Genomic DNA, 23,014 nt, shown 5'->3' on the forward strand with positions numbered 1-23,014 from the left:
TATGTTGCAAACTGATTTATAGAATATTTGCTGTGGTAAAAAGAGAGGCACCTTTTGTAAATTTAACAAGATATAATTTGCATATGTCTTAGAATACACGAATAAAAATCATTCGTGCATTCATGGCTATTGAAATCTACCCTTATTACAGATAAAAATTTCTTCTTTTTCCATAGATTAAGGATAGACTATAGGCCATAAATCTGTATAATTTGAAACTAAAATAAGAGGAAAATGTGTTGTAAAGATTATATTGTAAGCAGTAAAAAACAATAATTTTTAACTCAATTACACGATTATTTTTTGCCACGAATGCACGAATAAAAATCATTCGTGCATCCGAGGCTATTGAAATCTACCCTTATTACAGATAAAAATTTCTTCTTTTTCCATAGATTAAGTATAGACTATAGGTCATAATCTGTATAATTTGAAACTAAAATAAGAGGAAAATGTGTTGTAAAGATTATATTGTAAGCAGTAAAAAACAATAATTTTTAACTCAATTACACGATTATTTTTTTGCCACGAATGCACGAATAAAAATCATTCGTGCATTCGTGGCTATCGAAATTTACCCTTATTACAATAAAAACTACAGATAAAAAACTTCTTCTTTTCCATAGATTAAGGATAGACTGTAGGTCATAAATCTGTATAATTTGAAACTAAAATAAGAGGAAAATGTATTGTAAAGATTATATTACATGGAGTGAAAAATCAATAATTTTAAGTCAATTACACGAGTATTTTTTGCCACGAATGCACGAATAAAAATCATTCGTGCATTCGTGGCTATTGAAATTTACCCTTATTACAGATAAAAATTTCTTCTTTTTCCATAGATTAAGGATAGACTATAGGTCAAAATCTGTATAATTTGAAACTAAAATAAGAGGAAAATGTGTTGTAAAGATTATATTATAAGGAGTAAAAAACAATAATTTTTAACTCAATTACACGATTATTTTTTGCCACGAATGCACGAATAAAAATCATTCGTGCATTCGTGGCTATTAAAAAATACAGCTATGTAGTAGTAATATTATCTAAATCTAAGGCTCAAAACTCTCGAATTTTCCATTTTCATAGAACAGAACAATACGTTTTATTTTATTTGTTTGATTACCAATAACTTGACTTAAAATTTCTTCAGGTGAAGTTTCTAATCGCTGAGAATCCGATATTTTTTCAGCAGCTTTATCTGGTGTTGGTATAACCGATTCTCCAGAAGCTGTCAGAGCAGGTTCTGTTTCGGTTTCATCGATTCCGAATTCATCATCATCATTCATCATTGTGAAAAGATCGGGTAGAGGTGTTGTTCTTACCTGATCTTCTTCAGGCTGCTCTTCAGAAATTTTTATTTCCGGGACTTCTGATTTCAGCATTTCACCTTCACCAGTGACCAGCCAGTCCCAAAGAAGCTCGGGGAAACGGGATTTTATTTTTATGATAAACTCTAGTGACGGTTTATTTCTTCCGGACGTAATATGCGAAATTGAGGAACGCTGTACATCGATTTCATCTGCAAACTCAGATGGGGTAAATTGGGAGTACTCTATTACTTTTGAAATTCTTTCGTTTAAACTCATAAAAATAAGCCTTTAATTATGTTACAAATGTAACCTATAAAATTTACAAAAGCAAAACACAAATGTAAATAGTTTAAAATATTTTTAATATACAAATGTAAATAGCATATAATTAACTGTATTTTATATGTTTATATGTAAATTACAAATGTATTATAATACTATATATATTAAATTTCATTTATCCTAAAATAATGCCTGGCAGTTAATTTCCATTAAACAACCTTTGAAAAGGTGATTATAAATGTAAATTTCAACCTATAATAGTCCATTTTCTGTTTGATTTATGTTACGATATTTCTATTTACATAAATAATCCGATATACATTTGAAAATAGAGTAGTAAATAACCTAAATCATCGTTATAATACTATATAGAAAGGATTACAACAGATATACATCCGTAAATTACTTATGTAAAATCCAATTTAATGGCATTTTTTAAGATAATTGAGGGATAAATTTCTCATGCCGGGTAAATTAATTTTTGGTTAAGTTTAAAACTCTCAAGAAAATCAATTTAAGCTAAATTTTCATGCTATTTTAAAATTTTTTACTTTTTTACATTTGTATAAAAGAATAAATAATATTGTTTTCCATATTTTATGTGTTTAAAAAAAGCATACCCATTTGGCCTAAAACAAGGGTTTTATCACTTAAAGTATTCTTATAAATACTGTTTAGATGGATTTCATAACTTATTGAATTTAAGCATTTTATATAATATTGTTTGAATTATTCGCAATCCACAATTTTATCAACAGACATTTTGTCCATACAGACTGTTTAACAATGTTACAGATGGTAATAGGCAAGGAACGGGTAAAATTCTATTTTTAACTTTTGTAAATTAAAATCTGTTTACAAAAATTTCTTCAATTTTTATTGGTTTCATGGTGTTTACAAATGTTAATGTTTATTTTTTGCCTCAAAATGGTTAAATTTGATTCCAGTAAATTATTTTTCCAGCAATGAACTTTGAACACATTTATTCTCCCAATCCCGATTTCTCAAATCGCTATATTTCTCCTGAAAAATTATTTTCTTACCTACAGACAAATCTCAGCGATTATATTCAGGAGATCGGAACATCCTATTTAGAGAAACCTATTTATCAATTAAGCATCGGAACCGGAAGCATTCAGATATTGGCTTGGTCACAAATGCACGGAAATGAATCCAATGCAACGCACGCGATGCTTGATCTTTTAACAACCCTTGATAAGGCTCCGGAAATGAAGGAGGATTTATTCAGTAAAATCAGACTGGACTTTATCTTTATGTTGAACCCTGACGGGTCTGAAAAATGGACAAGATTGAATGCTGTGGATATTGATCTTAACCGCGATTTCCATAATGAGGCTAGTAAGGAGATTAAGTTTCTGAAAAAAGCAGCATCATCAAAGAAATATGATTATGCTTTAAACCTTCATGAACAGAGAACCATTTTTACTACTGACGGTATTCATCCGGCTACGCTTTCTTTTTTGGCACCTTCTGAAAATATAGAACGTACAGTTACAGAAAACCGAAAAAAATGTATGGCTGTAATCGGAAGTGTTTATGATCATTTAAAAGAAATGATCCCTAATCAGATCGGGAGATATTCTGATGAATTCTATCCTACTTCTACCGGAGATAATTTTATAAAAGCGGGAATGCCTACTATATTATTTGAAGGTGGTCATTTTGTAGATGATTATACCAGAAATGGTACCAGAAAATTTTATACGATTGCTTTATATTATGCATTAAAAGCAATCAGTGAACTGAACTCGGATATCACAGGTTGGGAAACTTATCTTGATATCCCCGAGAACAGGGAAACCCATTACGATATTATCTACAGAAATGTAAAACTGAATACGGAACATGAATGCATTTTAGATATTGCAGTTCAATATAGAGAAATGAAAGAGGAAGGGAAAAACGAGATTTCTTTTGTTCCATTTGTGATGGAAGCTGGTGATGTTAAAAAAAGAAAAGGCTGGCTGGAAATAGACTGTACGGGAAAGAAATTTATTTCTGCCAATAAATATCCCAAGCTGGATGCAGTAGTGGATTTTAAAATAGAAGATTAAAAATTTCGGCAACCCAAAGGGTTGCCGAAATTGCTTTTTATTTAATTTCTATGAATAAAAACTTAATACTATTTATAGATCAGATTCTTCCAAAATGATACATTATAGGTTTATCTTTTTCCTAATTTTTCAAATTTGTGTAATCTGTAAAATCAGCAAGAGATTTTAATATTTTATTCAATTAGTAAAAATCTTAGTTTACTACCTTAATTCCGCTTGCCAGGAATCTTATTTCTTCTTTAGGTTGTGTAATAGCATCAATTTCAGATTGAGTTTTCTTAGCATCCTCAGCATAATGCTTTTGTTCATCTATGGAAATTACTTTTCTTTCAGCATTCCCTTCCAGAACTACATTTTTACCTTTTAAAGCAGTTGGTACAAAGAAGGCATAGTCTTTCATTTTTACAAAAAACTGAGAGTTATCATCTGTCTGAATAGTCAGCCAGCAGCCTTTTTTTTCACATACATCGGTTACTTTTCCTTTGATAGCTATATTTTCCAGCTTTTTATTTTCTTTTTTAAGTTTCTTTCCCAGTTTATTTACTGTAATAGCTTTGGATTCTGTATTAGCAGCAACTGCTGCTCCGTAGGTGTCTCCCACTAAGGCATTGCCTGCTGGTGGCGAAAATTTCTTCTGTGAGGTCTCCTGAGCAAATGCAAGTGTAGAAGCGCTTACAGCCACCGCAAATAGAATAGCTTTAAATTTCATGTTTAATATTTTTTTCAAAAATACTAATTAATATTGAATCATAAATCGATAAAATTTAATAATAAATAGGTGCTTGCATGAAATGTTAATAAAATTAAAAATGAAAGGTAGATTTGTTTATATTTGACGCCTATACTTGACTATGCAGAAAAAACTGAAACTATGGGATGCCATTATGCTTGTAATGGGATCTATGATCGGAAGTGGAATCTTTATTGTAAGCGCTGACATGATGCGTAATCTGGGCTCCGGCTACTGGCTGATTGTTGTCTGGATTATAACCGGAATTATGACTGTAGCCGCAGCGATAAGCTATGGCGAACTTTCTGCTCTGTTTCCAAAGGCTGGCGGACAATATACTTATCTGAAAGAGATCTTCGGTAAAAGAATGGGATTTCTATATGGTTGGGGGTTGTTTACTGTGATACAAACGGGAACAATTGCTGCCGTAGCGATGGCTTTCGGTAAGTTTACAGCCTATCTGGTGCCCTCACTTAATGATGCAGCACCTATTATCCAAAGTGGAGAATTCAAGATTACATGGATACAGATTTTAGCTATTGCAGTCATTCTTCTTCTTACTTATATTAATACAAGAGGGGTAGAAAGCGGAAAGTTTTTGCAGAATTTATTTACAGGATCTAAAATTTTAGCTTTACTGGGATTGATTGCCGCAGGGTTTATCCTGGTTGATTTCTCTCATTTATCTGAAAACTTCAGTCTGGGAATGGATTCTTTTAATAATCTGAAAAAAGATCTGAGCGGAAACTTTCTGAAAGAAGGTTGGGAGCCTATTGGCGGAATGACCTTAATGGGAGGTATTGCCGCAGCGATGGTAGGTTCTGTTTTCAGTTCTGTAGCATGGGAAAGTGTAACGTTTGTTTCCGGGGAAATTGAGAACCCAAAGAGAAATGTTGTAAAATCAATGATTTACGGAACTTCTGCTGTGATGATTTTATATATAGCCGTTAATTTTGTGTATTTAAATGCACTTGATAGAGATGGTATTGCCTTTGCAACTAATGATAGAGTTGCTGTTGCTGCTTCTCAGAATATTTTTGGAAGTGCCGGAACTATTATTATTGCTTTATTGGTAATGATATCCACTTTTGGCTGCGATAATGGGCTGATCTTAGCAGGAGCAAGGGTTTTTCAGACCATGGCGAAAGACGGAATGTTTTTTAAGTCTGCAGAAAAAAACAATAAAAATGAAGTACCGGAAAATGCATTATGGATGCAGGGAGTCTGGGCTTCTTTACTATGTCTGAGCGGACAGTATGGAAACCTGTTGGATATGATTTCGTTTGTGATCGTTCTTTTCTATATGATTACTGTTTACGGAGTAATTTATTTAAGAATTAAACAACCGGCCTTGGAAAGACCTTATAAAACATGGTTATACCCTGTGACACCTATCATCTACCTTATCATTGGAACTGTTTTCTGTATCCTATTATTAATATATAAGCAGCAATATACATGGCCTGGATTTGTACTGGTATTATTAGGGCTTCCGGTATACTATTTCATCAACCGGAGAAGAGGCGATCAGTAAATTAAGAGAATAAATTCAATATAGATAATGGTTTCAGGGCTTTCAATTCAGTTTGAAGGCCCTGGTTTTTGAATAATATTTTAATTTATTATAACAATTATTAAGTGAAAATGTGTATTTTGGTATTTCGTTTTTAAAGAAGCGGAACCATGAAGTAAAAAACAAAAAGCTATGGATACACCAAATTACAGAATGCCCTTTGTGCCATCCACTTTAATGACCGAAGGAGGAAGTATCGATACCTGCGATATGGGGGAAAGTATTGCCCACAATATTATGCTGCTGATCACTACCAAAAAAGGAGAGAACAGATATGATGAAAACTATGGAAACGATGTTTGGAACCTGGAATTCGACAATGGAGTAACAAGTGCCATCTGGGAAAATGTTTTTGTTAAAAGTCTGAGAAAGCAGATTCAGGAATATGAACCAAGAATTGTACAGCCGCAGATCGATGCCAATATCCAATTTGTAGAACACAGTTACGATACCAAAGAACACACCGAAATCAAAAAGAAAGTAAGAATTGCCATCAATGCCAAGATGGAGGAAACAGGAGATCGTTTCAGTTTTTCAACAGAACTGTTCCTGAGCCCGATGTCTATTGATTAATATTTTTAACAGCGAAAAAAAATTATGAACCTAGATCAGAATATTTATTCCAAAGAATCTGTAAAAGCAAGAATGCTGCAGAATGCAACTAAAGTATGGGGATTAAAAAGCCCACAGTCTTTAGATCCATTTGTAAAACTATTAATTGATGCATTCAGTACAGAAGTTTTCAAAGCGAATAATGAAATACAGACAGTTAATGCCCGAATTCTTGAAAAACTGGCAAAGCTGTTAACTCCATCCATTTATACTCATCCTATTCCGGCTCATGCTGTTGCATTTACACAGCCTTATGATTCTACCGAAGTTTTATTGGAGCACACGGAGTTTTTCTTCCGTAAACAAATGACTTCCACAGTAAAATCGGAATCGGATAAACAACTGAATATTCCTTTTACTCCGGTAGGGAATGTGAGAATTAATAAAGTTCACACTTCAATTATGTTTGTAGGAAACACCTGCTACAGTATTGATGACAGATTCAATAAAATTCCTATTGCAAGATTTAACGGCAGACCGGAAGATTACAGAAAAATTACCGTAGGGGTTGATGTAAGCAAATATGTAAGTGAATATTTTCCTAAATACATGAGCATATTCTGCTCCAATCCCGCATTCGAACATCTGGATTTTGTGTATAAACTGTTACCTTATATTACCGTATCAAGTAACGGTAATCCTTTGTTTGTAAGAGAAGGTTTAAGTTATCTTACAGAAAGTGCCCCGGATGGCTATGAGCAGATGTTTAAAGAACAGTCTATCCGAAGTAAAGTGATTGAAGATATTAAAAGTATCTACCGTCATAAATTTATTGAAATCACAGGACTATCAAACAGTTTGTTTTCAGAGCCAGGACAACTTCCTCAGAACCTGGATTTCCTTGCAGGAAAAGAAGAGATTGTAAAATATCTGGACAACAAACGCTATTTATGGCTTACTTTTGAATTCCCGCCACAGTTTTCAGCAGAGATTCTCGATAACTTCTCATTTGTACTGAATGCCTTTCCAATCTATAACAGAGGATGGAAAAAAACTGAGTACAGCCTTGATATCATGGGGAACAATATTCCTTTGGTGACAGATGAAGGTGAGCATTTCTTATATGTGGATGAGGTTCAGGACGGAGATGGAAGAAAATATACTGAAATACCATTTACACCAGCTGATGATCTTAAAAAAGGATTATATACCGTAAGAAAAGGCGGAATGGAGCGTTTCACCAGCAGAAATGCTGTGGATATGATTGCCAATGTTCTGGAGCTTACAAGAGATGAGATTGCTGCATTTTCCCTTTTAAACAGAGACAATGTAAAAGGTGTTCTCAGCGAAATGTCAGACAAGATGAAGTCTATGGTACAGAAAGTAAATAATGCGAAGAGGAATATCAGACAGGAACTGAATTACGTCATTATGGAACCTGTAGAAAAAACAGACCATACCTACGCCTCTTTCTGGATCACACATTGTACACTGGCCAATCATATGCGCCCCGGAACAGAACTTTCCAATCAGCTGAAATCGCAAACTGTTGTATTGCTTACAGAAACATTGGGTGGAGCTGAAGAACAAAAAGGGACTGACAGTATTCAGGCTTATAAATATGCATTGACAACAAGAGATAAAATTATTTCCCTTGAAGATGTAAAAAACTATTGCCGGATGATCCTGAAAGATGAGTTGAGGGAAGTAAGAGTAAGAAGAGGAACAATGATCAGTAATAAACCTAAAGAAGGTTTTGTAAGGACCGTTGAGGTAGAGATTGTTCCACAGAATTATTCTTTCTACGGAAGAGCATACTGGGAAAATATGGCAAACATTACCAGAAATCAGATTATTGCAAAAGCAATAGACGGTATTGAATATCTGGTAAAAGTAACCAATGAGGATGTTGAATTCCAGGATATGTAAGTTGAAAAATTAAAACAAAAAATATGAAGAAGATTATTGTACTTGCAATGGCCCTGTCTTTGACTGCGACAGTGGTAAGCTGTAAAAAAGGTGCCGGAAAACTGGGGAGTGCAGTTTTAAACATGGGAGGTGAGGCAGATGCAAATGCTGTTATTGATTTTAATAACAACTTTATAGACTCCTATAAAAGTACATCCAAACATATTGAAAGAATCTTAAAATATGCAGATGCAGCAGTAGCCAAATCAAAAGGTGAAAATGTATTGATAATGCCTATCACATTAACCTCAATGGATTATTCCTTTTCAAAGATTAAAGAAATTCCATCAGGGTTTGATAAAGAGAAGACGGCTATTGAAAAAGACTTCAGTATTTATAAGAGTAAAAAGGAAAATATAGATAAAAAAGTTGAAGAACTTAAGTCTTATATGACTTCAGAAGATTATAAAGATGATAAAGGAGCAAAAGCAGAGGCCATCAGAAAAGAAATTGAGGGTGACGTGAATGATTTCTATACTGCAGGAGAGAATATTATGCTTAAGATCAAACCTGCTACAGATGCTGCGGAAGAGGTTATTTTAAAGGATCATCCGATGAAAGAATATATTATTTCCTCCAAAAGTGTAATGAATTCAATGGATTCTGTAATAGACCTTCTTGAGAAACAATATTCAGGGCAGTTCAATGAGGCAGAAGCTCAGAAAAAGTATGATGAATTTGCCAAAGCAGTAGAAGCCAATTCTAAGCTAAATTTTGATGTTAAAGATCAGCAGTATTCCTACAAAAAACCTCAGTTTGAAAGCTTCAACAAAAATGCTTCTAACTTTTTAGATTTGTACAGAAAACTGATCCGGGACGCTAAAGAGAAAAGCAAAATTCAGGACAATGATATTCAGCAGATCGATTCATCGTATGAAAGTGTATTGGGAGCATATAATATCTTTGTAAAGTAACTTTTTTGATTTGTTGTATAACCAACAATCAATTTTAAAATATGTGCCGTAGAAAATACGGCATTTTTTATACTCTATTTATAAAAATCTATTAAAAACTAAACGGTTTAAATGAAAAAAATATTCCTTTTTATATCTCTTTGTATTTTTAGCTTTCAGTTAAAAAGCCAGACAATACAAGATCTGCGAAATAAAATCAAAACGATCATATCAACAAAAAATGCAACAGTTGGAATTTCTGTAAAAGGAATTGAAGATCATGATACCTTAAGTATTAACGGAAATAAAGAAATGCCAATGCTGAGTGTTTTTAAATTCCATATTGCATTAGCAGTTTTAAACCAGGTAGATAAAGGGAAATTGAAACTGGATCAGAAATTTTTTATTAAAAAAGAAGATTTATTACCTGAGACCTGGAGCCCGATCAGGGAAGAATATAAGGAAGGGGATATATATCTTACATTAGATCAGTTATTAAGATATACCGTTTCCCATAGCGATAATAATGGTTGTGATATTCTGCTAAAAATTATCGGTGGAGCTCCTGTTGTTCAGAAATTCATCAATCAGCAAGGTATTAAAGATTTCACTGTAAAATTGAACGAACAGCAAATGAATACCTTTGAATCCTATTTCATTAATACATCAACTCCTTTAGCTACAACAGACCTGTTAGAAAAATTCTACAAAGGGAAAGTTCTGAAAAAGGAAACTACAAAATATCTATATCAGATTATGGTAGAAACTTCAAGAGGACTAACCTGGATGAAGGCCGGCTTACCAACAGGAACAGAATTGGCTCACCGTACAGGAATTTCAGGAAGAAATGATGATAATATAAGAGCTGCCATGAACGATGTAGGAATTGCAAAACTGCCTAATGGGAAACATTTCATTTTATCTGTATATCTGAAAAACATCAATGAAGAAATGAAAGACACAGAAAAAATTATTGCAGATATAGGAAGTGCAGTCTGGGAATATTACATAAACAAGCCATAACCCAAAACTATGAGTGATGAATCCATAATTTTAATCCTCTGATACCTGCTGCTTAACCTATCAATCAGCATAAGAATAATAATCTCCACAATCATCTATGGGCAAATAAGTTCAATAGAAACTGGATTTAGTCCTTTTTTCAATAATAATCAATCATTGGCTTTAGCCAAAACCTATCAACAGCATTTATATAAATATTATTATAGTATCAAATAAAATAAAGTAATATTATAAAAATTTTAACCCTTTCAGAATAAAATAAATTCCATAAAAATTCCGTATTTTTGCACGTTGTGATTTTCAGGCAAACTCACTCCAAATTATGAGCAAATCAACAGAATATATAGAAATTTACGGAGCACGTGAACACAATCTGAAGAATATTAATGTTAAGATCCCGCGCAATGAACTGGTAGTGATTACCGGGCTTTCGGGGAGTGGAAAATCTTCACTGGCTTTTGATACTATTTTTGCAGAAGGACAGCGTCGTTATATAGAAACATTTTCTGCCTATGCACGTCAGTTTCTGGGTGGATTGGAGCGTCCTGATGTAGATAAAATTGAAGGACTTTCACCCGTTATTGCCATTGAGCAGAAAACAACCAATAAAAACCCGCGTTCTACCGTAGGAACGGTTACAGAACTGTATGATTTTCTTCGTCTTCTGTATGCGAGGGTTTCGGATGCTTACTCATTGTCTACAGGGCAGAAACTGGTAAGCTATACTGAAGATCAGATCCTGGATACCATTAAAGAAAACTATAAAGGGGAAAAGATCATGCTGATGGCTCCTGTTGTACGTTCCAGAAAAGGACATTACCATGAACTTTTTGTACAGATGGCTAAAAAAGGCTACGGACAGGCAAGAATTGATGGTGAATTACAGGATATTGAATATGATCTGAAACTTGACCGTTATAAAACCCACGATATTGATATCGTGATCGACCGTTGGATCATCGGAGAAAGTGCTTCCGAAGGCAGAATGGAAAAATCCCTGCGTACTGCAATGGAAATGGGTGAGGGAATCATCGGAATTCAGAAACTGGGAAGCACAGATATAGAATATTTCTCCAAAAACCTGATGGATGCTGACACAGGGCATTCCTTAGCATTACCGGAACCTAATACATTTTCATTCAACTCTCCGAAAGGAAGCTGTCCAAACTGTAAAGGATTAGGAACAATTAAAAAGATCAATACAGACTATTTTATTGATAATCCAAAACTGTCGATCAATCAGGGAGGTTTACTGCCGCTGGAAGATATTAAATCTAATAAATGGATTCTGGCGCAGATCAAAAACGTTCTGGAGATCTTTGGATTGGGAATGACAACACCGCTAAAGGATATTCCTGAAGAAGCTTTAGACTATATCTATAACGGATGTCACAAAGAATTCAACAAAGACCTGAAATATGCAGGAATTACCAAAAAGATCAAGATCAGCTTTGATGGTTTGATCGCTTTCATGGAAGAAATTATCGATGAAAGAGAATCTTATGAAGCTATTTTACTGGAAAGACACTTTACAACGGAAGAAATATGCCCGGAATGTGGTGGTACCCGTCTTCAGCCTTCAAGCTTAAGTTTTAAAATTGACGGAAAAAATATTGCTGAGGTAAATGGGTTAAGTTTAGCTGATTTAAAAGAATGGTTGGCAGATGTTAAAGATAAATTCTCTGAGAAAAATAAAATTATTGCTCATGAGATCTTAAAAGAAATTGAAACCAGACTTCAGTTCCTGCTGGATGTAGGTTTAGATTATCTGAGCTTAAGCAGAAGCTCAAAAACCCTTTCAGGAGGAGAATCACAAAGGATCCGTCTGGCAACGCAGATTGGGTCACAGCTTGTGAATGTTCTGTATATCCTGGATGAGCCAAGTATCGGACTTCACCAAAGAGATAACGAAAGACTGATTCATTCCTTGAAGAACCTTAGAGACATCGGAAACTCAGTTTTAGTAGTAGAACATGATAAGGACATGATTCTGGAAGCCGATGAGGTACTGGATATTGGTCCGAGAGCCGGGAAATTCGGTGGAGAAATACTTTGGCAAGGGAAACCAAAAGATCTTCTGAAAGCAGATACCATTACTGCTCAGTATATCAACGGGAAAAGAAAAATTGAAATTCCTGCAGAAAGAAGAGCAGGAAGCGGAAAAAATATTGTACTGAAAGGAGCTACGGGAAACAACCTTAAAAATGTAACCCTGGATGTTCCCCTTGGAAAACTGGTGGTGGTAACCGGAATTTCTGGAAGTGGAAAATCTTCCCTGATCAATGGAACATTATATCCAATTCTGAACAAACATTTCTATAGAGCAGTTCAGGAACCTTTGCCATACAAAAAAATTGAAGGTCTTGACAATATCGATAAAATTGTAGACGTAGACCAGACTCCGATCGGAAGAACACCACGTTCAAATCCAGCAACGTATACCGGAATGTTTACAGACATCAGAAATCTTTTTGCAGAGCTTCCTGAAAGTAAGATCCGTGGGTACAAACCGGGAAGATTTTCTTTCAACGTAAAAGGTGGAAGATGCGAAACCTGTCAGGGTGGAGGATTAAAGGTGATCGAAATGAACTTCCTTCCGGATGTATACGTTCATTGTGAAACCTGCAACGGAAAACGTTTCAACAGGGAAACTCTTGAAGTTCGTTACAAAGGAAAATCTATTTCCGATGTGCTGGATATGACCATTGATGAAGCAGTAGAATTCTTCCAGCCGATTCCAAAGATTTTTGCTAAAGTGAAAACTCTGCAGGATGTAGGATTGGGATATATTACCCTTGGACAACAATCTACAACACTTTCAGGAGGGGAGGCCCAGCGTATTAAACTGGCAACCGAACTGGCAAAAAGGCAAACCGGAAATACCCTTTATATCCTTGATGAACCTACAACAGGACTGCATTTTGAGGATGTGAAAATCTTAATGGATGCGATCAATCAATTGGTAGAACTTGGAAACTCATTCATCATTATTGAACACAATATGGATGTGATTAAACTGGCAGACCATATCATTGATGTAGGTCCGGAAGGAGGAAAATATGGTGGTCAGATCGTGGCACAGGGAACTCCGGAAGAGATTGTAAAGTCTAAAAAAAGTTTGACCGGGAAGTTTTTGAAGAGGGAATTATAATAGAACACATTAATTTAAGTATACAAAAGAATTTGCGAAAGCAGATTCTTTTTTTATTTTTATCCCAAATCAAATCCTAAACCTAATCATGAAAAAATATATCATCCTTTCCATCTTTCCATTTCTTTTATCCTGTAAAAAAGAGAAAACTGTACCTGTACCCACCGAAGCTGCAGTTCAAAAGAAGGACAGTATTAAAACAGATGAAGAGCAATATCAATTGGATAAAAATTCACTCTTCGGAGTATATCAGCTTACCAGCAAGGATATCGCAATCTGCATCCCCGTGCAGTTTGGTGATCCTGATGTTCCATTATCAAGGAAATATGAAAATTTTCTCGCCAAAGACTCCATTCCGTGGATATATGGAAAGGACATGAAAGATTATAAATATTATGATACAATATCTGTAGGTCCATTATACTATAATAAAAGATTTGAGGATACCTTTAAAAAAGAAATGAAGGATTCTTATTTTGTGTACGGGACCAGGTCTTTCCAGAAGTGTACGATAAAACGGGTTGTCTTCCAGTCTACAGAATGTGGAAATGATTATATTGCTTACATTCTGAATGTTGATAAAAATCTGATCGGGAATCCGCTTATTGCTTCAGAAAAAGAAATTCCGTTGAAATATGGCAATAGCTACTCAGAGATCAATCAATCTATCAAAAAATCAGCGGCTAAAGAAAGTACAGAAAATAATTATGGCTTTGGAAATTATAATCCAACCACTTACGGAAACTATAAAAATCTGTATTTTACCTATTATGACGATTTTAAATGGTATGATAAAAAATCCGGTTCTCATTGTCAGTTTCCGGAAAGAGCTGTTTTCGAAATAGGAACAAAAGGAAAAGTAAATCTGCTTTGGAGTTCTGAAATGGACCTTCTTGGTTTACCATGTCTTTAATATAATACCAGTAAAAGCAAATTAATTCATTCAATGCATTCTAAAAAATCTAAACCGCTTATTGTAGGCGGTTTTTTGTTAATAATACACCCTATCCGCTATTAAAATGAGAATGATTAGGCTTAATTTTTAAAGATTTCAGCATGGAATTTAGTGTCCAATGTTAAATTTTCATTTATTTTTAAAATTTAAAACATTGTTAATCAGTTAGTTATATTTCAATATTAACTGAATGTTAACTGAAAGTAAATTTAATATGAATTATTTTTAATAACTTTGAGTAAGAGATACAAATAAATTTATTATAATATTTAAAACCAGATAGTTATGAAAAATAAAATTCAAATATTGATCGCTTCCCTTTTTGTTACCGGATTAGCAGCTGTAATGAATCAAACAAAAGCCCAAACTACAGATAAAAATACAATTCAGGCCATTCAGCTGAATAAAAGCGAAACTTTTAATGATATAAGAAATAAATTAATGTCAAATTTTGATTTGGATAATCCTGAATACAAACAGGGAACTGTAAATTCAGTTGTAAAATTTGATATTGCCAGAAACGGAAAAATTGTGAATGTCCATTCTAAAGGTGATTGTAAGACGGTAAGTAAAGAAATTGAAACGGTTCTAAGCGATCTGGATTATAGAGTAGACCGTAATAAATTGACGGACAATATGGTGGCTTATACCTATGTGATGCCTGTTACTGTTGAAATTCATAACAGGTAATATTTGTAAGCAGAATTTTTAGTTAAAAAAGTGTAAATAATGAAAATTGAAAGCCTTAAATTGTAATAATTTGCAGCAATATTCGTTTTACATTTACAATACCATAAAAATAAAGCTATATGAAAAATTTAAAAAAACTGACTAAAGGAGATTTAAAGTCAGTGTACGGAGGACAGCCAAAACAATATTGCACGTATTGCGAATGGGCAAATAAAGTATTTTGCAGCGAAATTCCAATTGTTCAGTGTCCATAAAAGATCAAGCCGCTTTTTGAAGCGGCTTTTTTATTGTTTTGTATATTGGATAAAATCCGTCAGACTTGTTTTAAGATCTTTGGAGTTTTTTATAGAATCAAAGATAATATTGTCAATTTTCCATTCTTTATCAGAATCAATGAGCTGTATTGTATCTGTCCAGAATATCTTTGGAGAAGCCATGTTGTATTCAAACTGAATCACTGCTTTCGCTTTTTTCCCATGAATAGTAATATCTTTAATGGTATATCCTGTATATCCTTCATACAGACTGGAAAAAATAGCCCCTTCAAATATTAGAGGTTTCTCATCAGGGTGGTCACTGTTTTTCACTTTTTCAATATCGGCTTTTGAAGCATGTATTGCTGTTTCCAATGCCTTTTTCAGCTCAGGAGAAAACAAGTTATCAGGTAGAGGGTGTTTGTAAATAGATTCATTAGATATTCCATATTGACTGTAAAGCTGATTTGTTTTTTCAGTGATCAGTTTCTTTTCAGCTGACTGGGATTCGGTTTTACCACAGGCAGTAAAACATAGAATAAGAACAAAATATAAAAAAAATGGTCGTATCATAAGGGGATGTTGATGGGTGTCTGACTCCAAAAGCTATACCAAAGGAGTATGCTCTGGAAAGAAAAAGAGCAGCTTCAGCGGTCTTCGGTGATCAATTTTTATGATAAGTCATAAATACCTGAATGCGATACCAAAAAATCAATACATTTGAATAGATAAAAAAATAATGGATCCTATACTTAATGTTGTTGTCCGTTCCCTTTGTGTTTACCTTTTTATGGTGATAGCAATCCGGTTATTTGGTAAAAATCAGCTTTCTCAGCTTAATGCAGGAGATATTGTTTTGCTGCTGCTGATTTCCAATGCAGTTCAGAATGCAATGGTGGGGCAGGATACTTCGTTGCAGGGAGGTATTATTGCGGCTTTAGTTTTATTTGTAGCTAATTTTATTTTAAAAAGACTGATGTTTTCCAATCGTTCCTTTGAAGCGTTTATGGAAGATGAACCTGTGATTTTAATAAGAGATGGTATTGCGGACCAGTCGGCTCTGAATCGGGTAAAGATAACCCAGGACGAACTGGAAGAAGCAATAAGAGAACACGGTATAGAAAAAATAAAGAATGTGAAGCTGTCTGTTTTGGAAGTGGATGGAAATATAAGTGTGGTTTCTGAAGATGAAAAAAGTAAGCAGACCCATTATTCCAGAATTAAGAGAAAATATAAAAGAAAATATCATTAATCATCATGAATTACGAATTACGAGAAATGCTTCCCAATGATGAAGCAAGAGTATTGGAAATCTTCAGACAGGGAGTAGAAGGTGGTATTGCCACTTTGGAAACAGAAGTCCCCACAGCTGAAGCCTGGAGTATGGAATACTTCAATGATTGCCGTTGGGTATTGGAAAACGAAAATAATGAAGTTGTAGGATGGTGTGCTCTTAAACCGGTAAGCAAGAGAGAAGCTTTCAAAGGAGTGGCAGAAGTAAGCATCTATTTCGATAATGAATATCAGGGAAAGGGATTGGGTTCAGTATTGCTTAAAAAGATAATTCTGGACAGTGAAGATCACGGATTCTGGACTTTACAGACCAATATCTTCTCCGAAAATGAAATGGCAATCAAATCTCACCAGAAAAACGGTTTCAGAATGGTAGGCGTCCGCAAAAAAATAGGAAAACTCAACGGTGAATGGAAAGACCTTGTTATGATGGAGAAAAGAAGCGAAACAATATAAGAAGTAGTAAAGTTGAGAAAGTAATTTGTTCTCAATGATCAACCTTCAATACAGAACTTCAAACCATTTGGCCTGAACCTTGTTATGGATTGTTCATTAAGTTGGAAAAAGTAGAAATAATGAAAAATATATTTAAAATCATAGGTGTTTTGTTACTGATGTCTATGTTTACATCCTGTGTAGCGTATGATAATAGTGGGGGCTATCAGGAAAAGAAACTTCCTCCGGGACAGGCTAAAAAAATATATGGTGGAAGTGCTAAAGATTATGCTCCGGGACAGGTAAAAAAGAGAAATGGGTACTAAAAAATAGGGTACAATAAAAATTAAATAAGTTTTTTTTTGCATTAACCTTGATATATTTCGCTATTAAGTTTGAAAAAGTGAAATAATGAAAAGTATGTTAAAAATTGCAGCAGCAGGTGTGATAGCACTGATGATATCATCTTGTGTGGTTCATGAGAGAAGAGGAATGCCACCTGGTCATGCAAAAAGAGTATATGGTGGAAGTGCAAGGTATTACGCACCCGGACATGTTAAAAAGGTATATATCTATGAAGATCGCGGCCATCATCACAGAGGAAGAGGCCACGGGCACGGGCATCACAGATAAAAATAAAAAAGCACTGAAACCTTCAGTGCTTTTTGCTTTGTATGATTACAGCCTCGATTTTTTCGGGTTCAGAAGTGTATCGAATATCAATACTTCCTGTCCGAATTTATTTTCAATCCTTTCCGCTATATTTTTCAGTTCACTTTCAAGAAAATCAGTTCTCAGGTCATCATTATCAAAGATCAACAGAAGGTTATAATTTTTTCCTTCATCAATATAATCACTATGAACTTCAGATAGGATATACTTGTCAACATCCATCAGATTTTCGGTCATTAAAACCAGGGTTTCATCAATATAATTTTCCCATTCTTCCAGATTATTTTTCGTGCAGTGGAAAGTTATACTTAATACGCTCATATTTTAAGAATTTTTAAGATTTTTAGGACAAATTCTAGGACAAAAATCGGCATTTTTTTCGTAAATTAGCCCGTTAATAAAAATTGGAAATAAATAATTTTCAGACTTACAGCTAAAGGTCTGGCAATCATTATAATAAATTTGTTTATGCAAAAAGAAGGAGAAAGACTGATTCCTATCAACATTGTTGATGAAATGAAGTCGTCTTATATCGATTATTCGATGTCGGTTATCGTTTCAAGAGCGTTACCGGATGTAAGAGACGGCTTGAAACCCGTTCATAGAAGAGTACTTTATGGTATGTATGGACTAGGGGTTTTTTCGAATAGAAAATATTTAAAATCTGCGAGAATTGTTGGGGACGTGTTGGGTAAATATCACCCGCACGGAGACTCCTCTGTATATGACGCGATGGTGAGAATGGCTCAGGAATGGAGTTTACGTTATCCTCAGGTAGACGGACAGGGTAACTTCGGTTCTATGGATGGTGACCCGCCAGCAGCAATGCGTTACACCGAAGCAAGACTGAAAAAAATCTCTGATGAGGTTCTTTCTGACCTTGACAAAGAAACTGTTGATTTCCAAAATAACTTTGATGACAGTTTACAGGAGCCAACTGTAATGCCTACTAAGATCCCGAATCTTTTGGTAAACGGAGCTTCAGGTATTGCAGTAGGGATGGCAACCAATATGGCGCCACACAACCTGTCGGAATCTGTAGATGCAATCTGTGCTTATATTGATAATAAAGATGTAACCATCGATGAGTTGATGCAGCATATTATTGCACCGGATTTCCCTACAGGAGGTATTATCTATGGATATGACGGAGTAAGGGATGCTTTCCATACAGGAAGAGGAAGAGTGGTGCTAAGAGCAAAGGTTAACTTTGAAGAAATTGGAAACAGAAATGCAATTATTGTAACAGAAGTTCCTTATCAGGTTAACAAGGCGGAAATGATCGCCAGAACTGCAGAACTTGTTAAAGATGAGAAGATTCCCGGTATCCACGAGATCAGAGATGAATCAGACAGAAAAGGACTTCGTGTTGTTTATGAATTGAAAAACGATGCAATTCCAAATGTAGTTCTGAATCTTTTATACAAATATACAGCACTTCAGACTTCTTTCAGCGTTAATAATATTGCGTTGGTACACGGAAGACCGGAGCAGTTGAATCTGAAAGACATCATTCATCACTTTGTAGAGCACAGACATGAGGTAATCGTAAGAAGAACTCAGTATGAGCTTAAAAAAGCGAAGGAAAGAGCCCACATCCTTGAAGGATTCATGAAGGTAATTGGTACTCAGGATTCTCTTGATAGAGCAATTTCGATTATCCGTCACAGTGCAAACCCTCAGGCTGCAAAAGAAGGATTGATCGAAGCGTTTGAGCTTTCAGAGATCCAGGCTCAGGCGATTCTTGATCTTAGACTGGCACGTCTTACAGGAATGGAGCTTGATAAGATCCGTGACGAGTATGATGCTATTATGAGAGAGATCGCTGATTTGGAAGATATCTTAGCTAATGAGACTAGAAGATTCCAGATTATTAAAGATGAGCTGATTGAAGTTAAAGAAAAATACGGTGACGAAAGAAGAACTGAAATTGATTACTCAGGAGGAGAAATGTCTATTGAAGATATTATTCCAAATGAATCCGTAGTTCTTACAATTTCTCATGCAGGATATGTGAAGAGAACTTCACTTTCAGAATACAAAATTCAGAGTAGAGGTGGTGTAGGAAACAAAGCAGCAACAACAAGGGATTCTGACTTCCTTGAGTACATCGTTTCTGCAACGAATCACCAATACATGTTATTCTTTACAGAAAAAGGAAGATGTTACTGGTTAAGAGTATTTGAAATTCCGGAAGGCTCAAGAACAGCTAAAGGAAGAGCAGTACAAAACCTTATCAACATTGAGCCGGATGATAAGATCAAAGCGTATATCAGAACCAATAACCTTAAGGATTCCGAATATGTAAATCAAATGAGCGTTGTGATGGTAACTAAGAATGGTACGATCAAGAAAACATCATTGGAAGCTTATTCAAGACCAAGGGTAAATGGGGTAAATGCTATTGAGATTAGAGATAATGACCAATTATTAGGGGCTTACCTTACAAACGGGACTTCTCAGATCATGATTGCAACTAAAAATGGTAAATGTATCCGTTTCCCTGAAGAAAAAGTAAGAGAAGTAGGTAGAGGATCAATCGGGGTTCGTGGTATTGCCATGGAAGACAATGATGAAGCTATTGGTATGATTGTTGTAAATGACGTAGAGAACGAAACAGTACTTGTAGTATCTGAAAAAGGATACGGTAAGAGAACTGCAGTAGAAGACTACAGAATTACAAACAGAGGAGGAAAAGGTGTTATCACTCTAAACATTACCGAAAAAACAGGAAATCTTATTGCTATTCAAAACGTAACAGACGAAGATGGATTGATGATTATCAATAAATCCGGGGTTGCCATCAGAATGGGAATGGATGAAATGAGAGTAATGGGTAGAAACACCCAGGGAGTAAAACTGATCAACCTTAAGAAAAATGACGAAATTGCAGCAATTGCAAAAGTAGAAATGGATAAGGATGTAGAGGAGGATTCTGAAGAATTTAACGAAACTGAAGGAGCTGAGGAAGAAGTTCAGGAAGGAACCGGAACACTATTTGATAACCTGGAAGACGATAATACAGCACCTCAGGCTGACAATGAGAATTCAGACTCTGAAGAATAAATGTACAATTAATATAAAATAGTTATTATGAAGAAACTAATTTTAGGTATGGCTATCGTGGCATCTGCTTTGGTTTTCGGACAGAAGAAAGATGTGAACGCTCAGCTTCAGGAAGCTAATAAAGCAGCTATGGATGCATATAATGCAAAAAACTATGCAGCTGCGGCACCTAAGTTTGTAGAAGTTTATGACCTATTGAAGGCTAATGGTCAGGATAATAAATTATATATGTATTATGCCGGACTTAGCCAGGCGTTAGCTAATAACAGTGATGCAGCAATCAAAATATATTCTGATCTGGTAAATTCCGGATTTACAGGAGTAGAAACTACTTATACTGCAAAAGAAAAGAAAAGTGGGCAGGTAGTAAACCTTGATAAAGCTACTTGGGAACTTATGAAAAAAAGTTCTGATTACTCAGATTTCAAAACTGAACAGTCAAAAGGGGTAGAAGAAGATTTATATGAAACTTTAACTTCATTATATCTTAACGCTAAAAAACCAAATGAAGCTCTTGTAGTTATCGAGAAAGGATTAGCTAAATATCCTAATAATGCTAAGCTTAAAGAAAATCAGACCAATGCTTATCTTGCGTCAGGAAATACAGAGAAATTTGTTGCTGGTCTGAAAGAGCAATTAGCTAAGAATCCTAATGATGCAACAAACTGGTATAACCTTGGAGTAATGCAGGCAAAAACTCCGGCTACTGTAAATGATGCATTAGAGTCATTCAAAAAAGCAATTGAGCTTAAGCCAGATTTTGCTAACGCTTATCAAAACCTTGTTTATACAACAATTGGTGATGATTCTAAAATTGTAACTGAGATCAATGCATTGAGAAAAGACAAGCCGGATGCAGCAACTAAGTTAATCGATGAGAGAAAAGCTAGATTTACTCAAGCTTTACCTTTTGCAGAAAGCTGGTATAAAGCAGATCCTAAGAGTATCGATGCCGTTAGTACATTAAAAGAAATTTATGTAGTAACTAAAAACATGGATAAAGTGAAAGAAATGAAAGCTAAAGAAGCTGAGCTAAGCGCAGCAGCAAAGTAATCATTTGATAACTCAACAATAAAAAGCCGGAACATACATGTTCCGGCTTTTGTTTTTAGCAAAAAACAGGATTTATTGCTTGAAATATATCATTCAAAATTTCTCTTCTTTCTGAAGAGGATCAGTAAATTTCATCCCCGGAAATTCTCTGTAATTCCGTATCTTTGAGAAAAATTTTAACAAGATGATCGAGTGGAAAACCGTTAAGGAATACGATGATATTACCTATAAAAAATGTAATGGTGTAGCAAGAATTGCTTTCAACAGACCGGAAGTGCGTAATGCTTTCAGGCCAAAGACAACTTCAGAATTATATGATGCTTTTTATGATGCCTCTGAAGACCCTTCAATAGGCGTTGTTTTACTTTCAGGAGAAGGACCAAGTCCTAAAGACGGAGGCTGGGCTTTCTGCAGTGGAGGAGATCAAAGAGCAAGAGGTGATCAGGGGTATGTAGGAGAAGACGGAAGACACCGTTTAAATATTCTGGAAGTTCAGCGTCTGATCCGTTTTATGCCTAAAGTGGTAATTGCGGTAGTTCCGGGATGGGCTGTAGGTGGTGGACACTCACTTCATGTTGTATGTGATCTTACTTTAGCAAGTGAAGAGCATGCAATTTTCAAACAAACTGATGCTGATGTGACAAGCTTTGACGGTGGTTACGGATCTGCTTACCTTGCAAAAATGGTAGGACAGAAAAAAGCCCGTGAAATCTTCTTTTTAGGAAGAAACTATTCTGCTCAGGAAGCTTTTGAAATGGGAATGGTAAACAAAGTAGTTCCACATGCAGAACTAGAAGATACTGCTTACGAGTGGGCTCAGGAAATTTTAGGAAAATCCCCAATGTCTATCAGAATGCTGAAGTTTGCAATGAACCTTACAGACGACGGAATGGTTGGCCAGCAGGTATTTGCAGGAGAAGCAACCCGTTTAGCGTATATGACAGAAGAAGCTAAAGAGGGAAGAAATGCATTCCTTGAAAAAAGAAAACCGAATTTCGGAGACGATCAATGGATCTCATAAATTCCGGGAAAC

The 23,014-nt window shown here is 35.0% G+C and carries 21 protein-coding genes; 17 read left to right on the forward strand and 4 right to left on the reverse strand.

From position 1 onward, the window contains the following. Positions 1 to 1,055: 1,055 nt before the first annotated feature. Positions 1,056 to 1,592, reverse strand: coding sequence for a helix-turn-helix domain-containing protein (locus WH267_RS10735; protein ID WP_340008094.1), 537 nt, complete (start codon positions 1,590 to 1,592; stop codon positions 1,056 to 1,058). A gap of 971 nt (positions 1,593 to 2,563) precedes the next feature. On the opposite strand from WH267_RS10735, the gene WH267_RS10740 reads away from it, so the two are divergent. Continuing rightward, the gene (locus WH267_RS10740; protein WP_340008096.1) at positions 2,564 to 3,673 is read left to right on the forward strand and encodes a M14 family zinc carboxypeptidase; all 1,110 of its coding nucleotides are present in this window, start codon (positions 2,564 to 2,566) and stop codon (positions 3,671 to 3,673) included. 193 nt (positions 3,674 to 3,866) lie between these two features. Here the strand turns inward: WH267_RS10740 and WH267_RS10745 are convergent, their stop codons facing one another. Continuing rightward, the gene (locus WH267_RS10745; RefSeq protein ID WP_340008098.1) at positions 3,867 to 4,382 is read right to left on the reverse strand and encodes a DUF4920 domain-containing protein; all 516 of its coding nucleotides are present in this window, start codon (positions 4,380 to 4,382) and stop codon (positions 3,867 to 3,869) included. Between the two features lie 142 nt (positions 4,383 to 4,524). Here WH267_RS10745 and WH267_RS10750 point away from each other — a divergent pair, with 142 nt between their 5' ends. From WH267_RS10750 to WH267_RS25145, 9 genes are all read left to right on the forward strand, one after another. Then, complete coding sequence (locus WH267_RS10750) at positions 4,525 to 5,937, forward strand: APC family permease (RefSeq protein ID WP_340008100.1); 1,413 nt, start codon at positions 4,525 to 4,527, stop codon at positions 5,935 to 5,937. Positions 5,938 to 6,108: 171 nt separating this feature from the next. Next, on the forward strand, positions 6,109 to 6,549 hold the full coding sequence (locus tag WH267_RS10755; RefSeq protein ID WP_115973748.1) for a GPW/gp25 family protein: 441 nt from the start codon (positions 6,109 to 6,111) through the stop codon (positions 6,547 to 6,549). A gap of 24 nt (positions 6,550 to 6,573) precedes the next feature. Continuing rightward, the gene (locus WH267_RS10760; protein WP_115973749.1) at positions 6,574 to 8,457 is read left to right on the forward strand and encodes a type VI secretion system baseplate subunit TssF; all 1,884 of its coding nucleotides are present in this window, start codon (positions 6,574 to 6,576) and stop codon (positions 8,455 to 8,457) included. Between the two features lie 23 nt (positions 8,458 to 8,480). Then, positions 8,481 to 9,410: a DUF3829 domain-containing protein gene (locus WH267_RS10765; protein WP_340008104.1), complete on the forward strand. Its 930-nt coding sequence runs from the start codon at positions 8,481 to 8,483 to the stop codon at positions 9,408 to 9,410. 111 nt (positions 9,411 to 9,521) lie between these two features. Next, positions 9,522 to 10,412 carry a class A beta-lactamase, subclass A2 gene (gene bla / locus WH267_RS10770; protein ID WP_340008106.1) on the forward strand — a complete coding sequence of 297 codons (891 nt, stop codon included), beginning with the start codon at positions 9,522 to 9,524 and terminating at the stop codon, positions 10,410 to 10,412. Positions 10,413 to 10,734: 322 nt separating this feature from the next. Then, positions 10,735 to 13,563: an excinuclease ABC subunit UvrA gene (gene uvrA, locus WH267_RS10775; protein ID WP_340008108.1), complete on the forward strand. Its 2,829-nt coding sequence runs from the start codon at positions 10,735 to 10,737 to the stop codon at positions 13,561 to 13,563. A gap of 88 nt (positions 13,564 to 13,651) precedes the next feature. Further along, positions 13,652 to 14,476 (forward strand): hypothetical protein, encoded by an 825-nt coding sequence (locus WH267_RS10780; RefSeq protein WP_340008110.1) that lies wholly within the window; start codon positions 13,652 to 13,654, stop codon positions 14,474 to 14,476. A gap of 327 nt (positions 14,477 to 14,803) precedes the next feature. Continuing rightward, positions 14,804 to 15,208, forward strand: a complete 405-nt coding sequence (locus tag WH267_RS10785; protein WP_340008111.1) for a hypothetical protein — start codon at positions 14,804 to 14,806, stop codon at positions 15,206 to 15,208. Between the two features lie 119 nt (positions 15,209 to 15,327). Then, positions 15,328 to 15,462, forward strand: coding sequence for a bacteriocin-like protein (locus WH267_RS25145; protein ID WP_082811220.1), 135 nt, complete (start codon positions 15,328 to 15,330; stop codon positions 15,460 to 15,462). Between the two features lie 30 nt (positions 15,463 to 15,492). Here the strand turns inward: WH267_RS25145 and WH267_RS10790 are convergent, their stop codons facing one another. Continuing rightward, positions 15,493 to 16,035, reverse strand: coding sequence for a hypothetical protein (locus tag WH267_RS10790; RefSeq protein ID WP_340008113.1), 543 nt, complete (start codon positions 16,033 to 16,035; stop codon positions 15,493 to 15,495). A gap of 166 nt (positions 16,036 to 16,201) precedes the next feature. Between WH267_RS10790 and WH267_RS10795 the strand changes: the two genes are divergently transcribed. The 4 genes from WH267_RS10795 (at position 16,202) to WH267_RS10810 (ending at position 17,823) form a co-directional block, all read left to right on the forward strand. Then, positions 16,202 to 16,714: a DUF421 domain-containing protein gene (locus WH267_RS10795; protein ID WP_123319007.1), complete on the forward strand. Its 513-nt coding sequence runs from the start codon at positions 16,202 to 16,204 to the stop codon at positions 16,712 to 16,714. 5 nt (positions 16,715 to 16,719) lie between these two features. Further along, entirely contained in the window at positions 16,720 to 17,211 is a 492-nt protein-coding gene (locus WH267_RS10800) for a GNAT family N-acetyltransferase (RefSeq protein WP_115973758.1), read from the forward strand. Positions 17,212 to 17,330: 119 nt separating this feature from the next. Continuing rightward, entirely contained in the window at positions 17,331 to 17,516 is a 186-nt protein-coding gene (locus WH267_RS10805) for a quinol oxidase subunit 4 (RefSeq protein ID WP_445223271.1), read from the forward strand. An 85-nt stretch (positions 17,517 to 17,601) separates the two neighbouring features. Then, the gene (locus WH267_RS10810; protein ID WP_340008117.1) at positions 17,602 to 17,823 is read left to right on the forward strand and encodes a hypothetical protein; all 222 of its coding nucleotides are present in this window, start codon (positions 17,602 to 17,604) and stop codon (positions 17,821 to 17,823) included. 45 nt (positions 17,824 to 17,868) lie between these two features. Here the strand turns inward: WH267_RS10810 and WH267_RS10815 are convergent, their stop codons facing one another. After that, positions 17,869 to 18,183 carry a DUF4286 family protein gene (locus WH267_RS10815; protein ID WP_115973761.1) on the reverse strand — a complete coding sequence of 105 codons (315 nt, stop codon included), beginning with the start codon at positions 18,181 to 18,183 and terminating at the stop codon, positions 17,869 to 17,871. A 147-nt stretch (positions 18,184 to 18,330) separates the two neighbouring features. On the opposite strand from WH267_RS10815, the gene gyrA reads away from it, so the two are divergent. The 3 genes from gyrA to WH267_RS10830 all read left to right on the forward strand — a co-directional run bounded on the left by gyrA (position 18,331) and on the right by WH267_RS10830 (position 23,002). After that, positions 18,331 to 20,928 carry a DNA gyrase subunit A gene (gene gyrA / locus WH267_RS10820; RefSeq protein ID WP_340008119.1) on the forward strand — a complete coding sequence of 866 codons (2,598 nt, stop codon included), beginning with the start codon at positions 18,331 to 18,333 and terminating at the stop codon, positions 20,926 to 20,928. A 27-nt stretch (positions 20,929 to 20,955) separates the two neighbouring features. Further along, on the forward strand, positions 20,956 to 21,981 hold the full coding sequence (locus WH267_RS10825) for a tetratricopeptide repeat protein (protein ID WP_340008121.1): 1,026 nt from the start codon (positions 20,956 to 20,958) through the stop codon (positions 21,979 to 21,981). Between the two features lie 184 nt (positions 21,982 to 22,165). Then, positions 22,166 to 23,002 (forward strand): 1,4-dihydroxy-2-naphthoyl-CoA synthase, encoded by an 837-nt coding sequence (locus tag WH267_RS10830; protein ID WP_123319010.1) that lies wholly within the window; start codon positions 22,166 to 22,168, stop codon positions 23,000 to 23,002. Positions 23,003 to 23,014 lie beyond the last annotated feature (12 nt).

Source organism: Chryseobacterium sp. MYb328, from assembly GCF_037572595.1.
GTDB lineage: Bacteria > Bacteroidota > Bacteroidia > Flavobacteriales > Weeksellaceae > Chryseobacterium > Chryseobacterium pennae.

Excerpts from the sequence above, each read along its gene's own strand:
- WH267_RS10735 (WP_340008094.1), bottom strand. The coding sequence starts at position 1,592 with ATGAGTTTAAACGAAAGAATTTCAAAAGTAATAGAGTACTCCCAATTT.
- WH267_RS10740 (WP_340008096.1), top strand. The coding sequence starts at position 2,564 with ATGAACTTTGAACACATTTATTCTCCCAATCCCGATTTCTCAAATCGC.
- WH267_RS10810 (WP_340008117.1), top strand. The coding sequence starts at position 17,602 with ATGAAAAGTATGTTAAAAATTGCAGCAGCAGGTGTGATAGCACTGATG.
- WH267_RS10825 (WP_340008121.1), top strand. The coding sequence starts at position 20,956 with ATGAAGAAACTAATTTTAGGTATGGCTATCGTGGCATCTGCTTTGGTT.
- WH267_RS10780 (WP_340008110.1), top strand. The coding sequence starts at position 13,652 with ATGAAAAAATATATCATCCTTTCCATCTTTCCATTTCTTTTATCCTGT.
- WH267_RS10760 (WP_115973749.1), top strand. The coding sequence starts at position 6,574 with ATGAACCTAGATCAGAATATTTATTCCAAAGAATCTGTAAAAGCAAGA.
- WH267_RS25145 (WP_082811220.1), top strand. The coding sequence starts at position 15,328 with ATGAAAAATTTAAAAAAACTGACTAAAGGAGATTTAAAGTCAGTGTAC.
- uvrA (WP_340008108.1), top strand. The coding sequence starts at position 10,735 with ATGAGCAAATCAACAGAATATATAGAAATTTACGGAGCACGTGAACAC.
- WH267_RS10785 (WP_340008111.1), top strand. The coding sequence starts at position 14,804 with ATGAAAAATAAAATTCAAATATTGATCGCTTCCCTTTTTGTTACCGGA.
- WH267_RS10765 (WP_340008104.1), top strand. The coding sequence starts at position 8,481 with ATGAAGAAGATTATTGTACTTGCAATGGCCCTGTCTTTGACTGCGACA.
- WH267_RS10790 (WP_340008113.1), bottom strand. The coding sequence starts at position 16,035 with ATGATACGACCATTTTTTTTATATTTTGTTCTTATTCTATGTTTTACT.
- WH267_RS10815 (WP_115973761.1), bottom strand. The coding sequence starts at position 18,183 with ATGAGCGTATTAAGTATAACTTTCCACTGCACGAAAAATAATCTGGAA.
- WH267_RS10795 (WP_123319007.1), top strand. The coding sequence starts at position 16,202 with ATGGATCCTATACTTAATGTTGTTGTCCGTTCCCTTTGTGTTTACCTT.
- WH267_RS10750 (WP_340008100.1), top strand. The coding sequence starts at position 4,525 with ATGCAGAAAAAACTGAAACTATGGGATGCCATTATGCTTGTAATGGGA.
- WH267_RS10755 (WP_115973748.1), top strand. The coding sequence starts at position 6,109 with ATGGATACACCAAATTACAGAATGCCCTTTGTGCCATCCACTTTAATG.
- WH267_RS10800 (WP_115973758.1), top strand. The coding sequence starts at position 16,720 with ATGAATTACGAATTACGAGAAATGCTTCCCAATGATGAAGCAAGAGTA.
- WH267_RS10805 (WP_445223271.1), top strand. The coding sequence starts at position 17,331 with ATGAAAAATATATTTAAAATCATAGGTGTTTTGTTACTGATGTCTATG.
- gyrA (WP_340008119.1), top strand. The coding sequence starts at position 18,331 with ATGCAAAAAGAAGGAGAAAGACTGATTCCTATCAACATTGTTGATGAA.
- bla (WP_340008106.1), top strand. The coding sequence starts at position 9,522 with ATGAAAAAAATATTCCTTTTTATATCTCTTTGTATTTTTAGCTTTCAG.
- WH267_RS10745 (WP_340008098.1), bottom strand. The coding sequence starts at position 4,382 with ATGAAATTTAAAGCTATTCTATTTGCGGTGGCTGTAAGCGCTTCTACA.
- WH267_RS10830 (WP_123319010.1), top strand. The coding sequence starts at position 22,166 with ATGATCGAGTGGAAAACCGTTAAGGAATACGATGATATTACCTATAAA.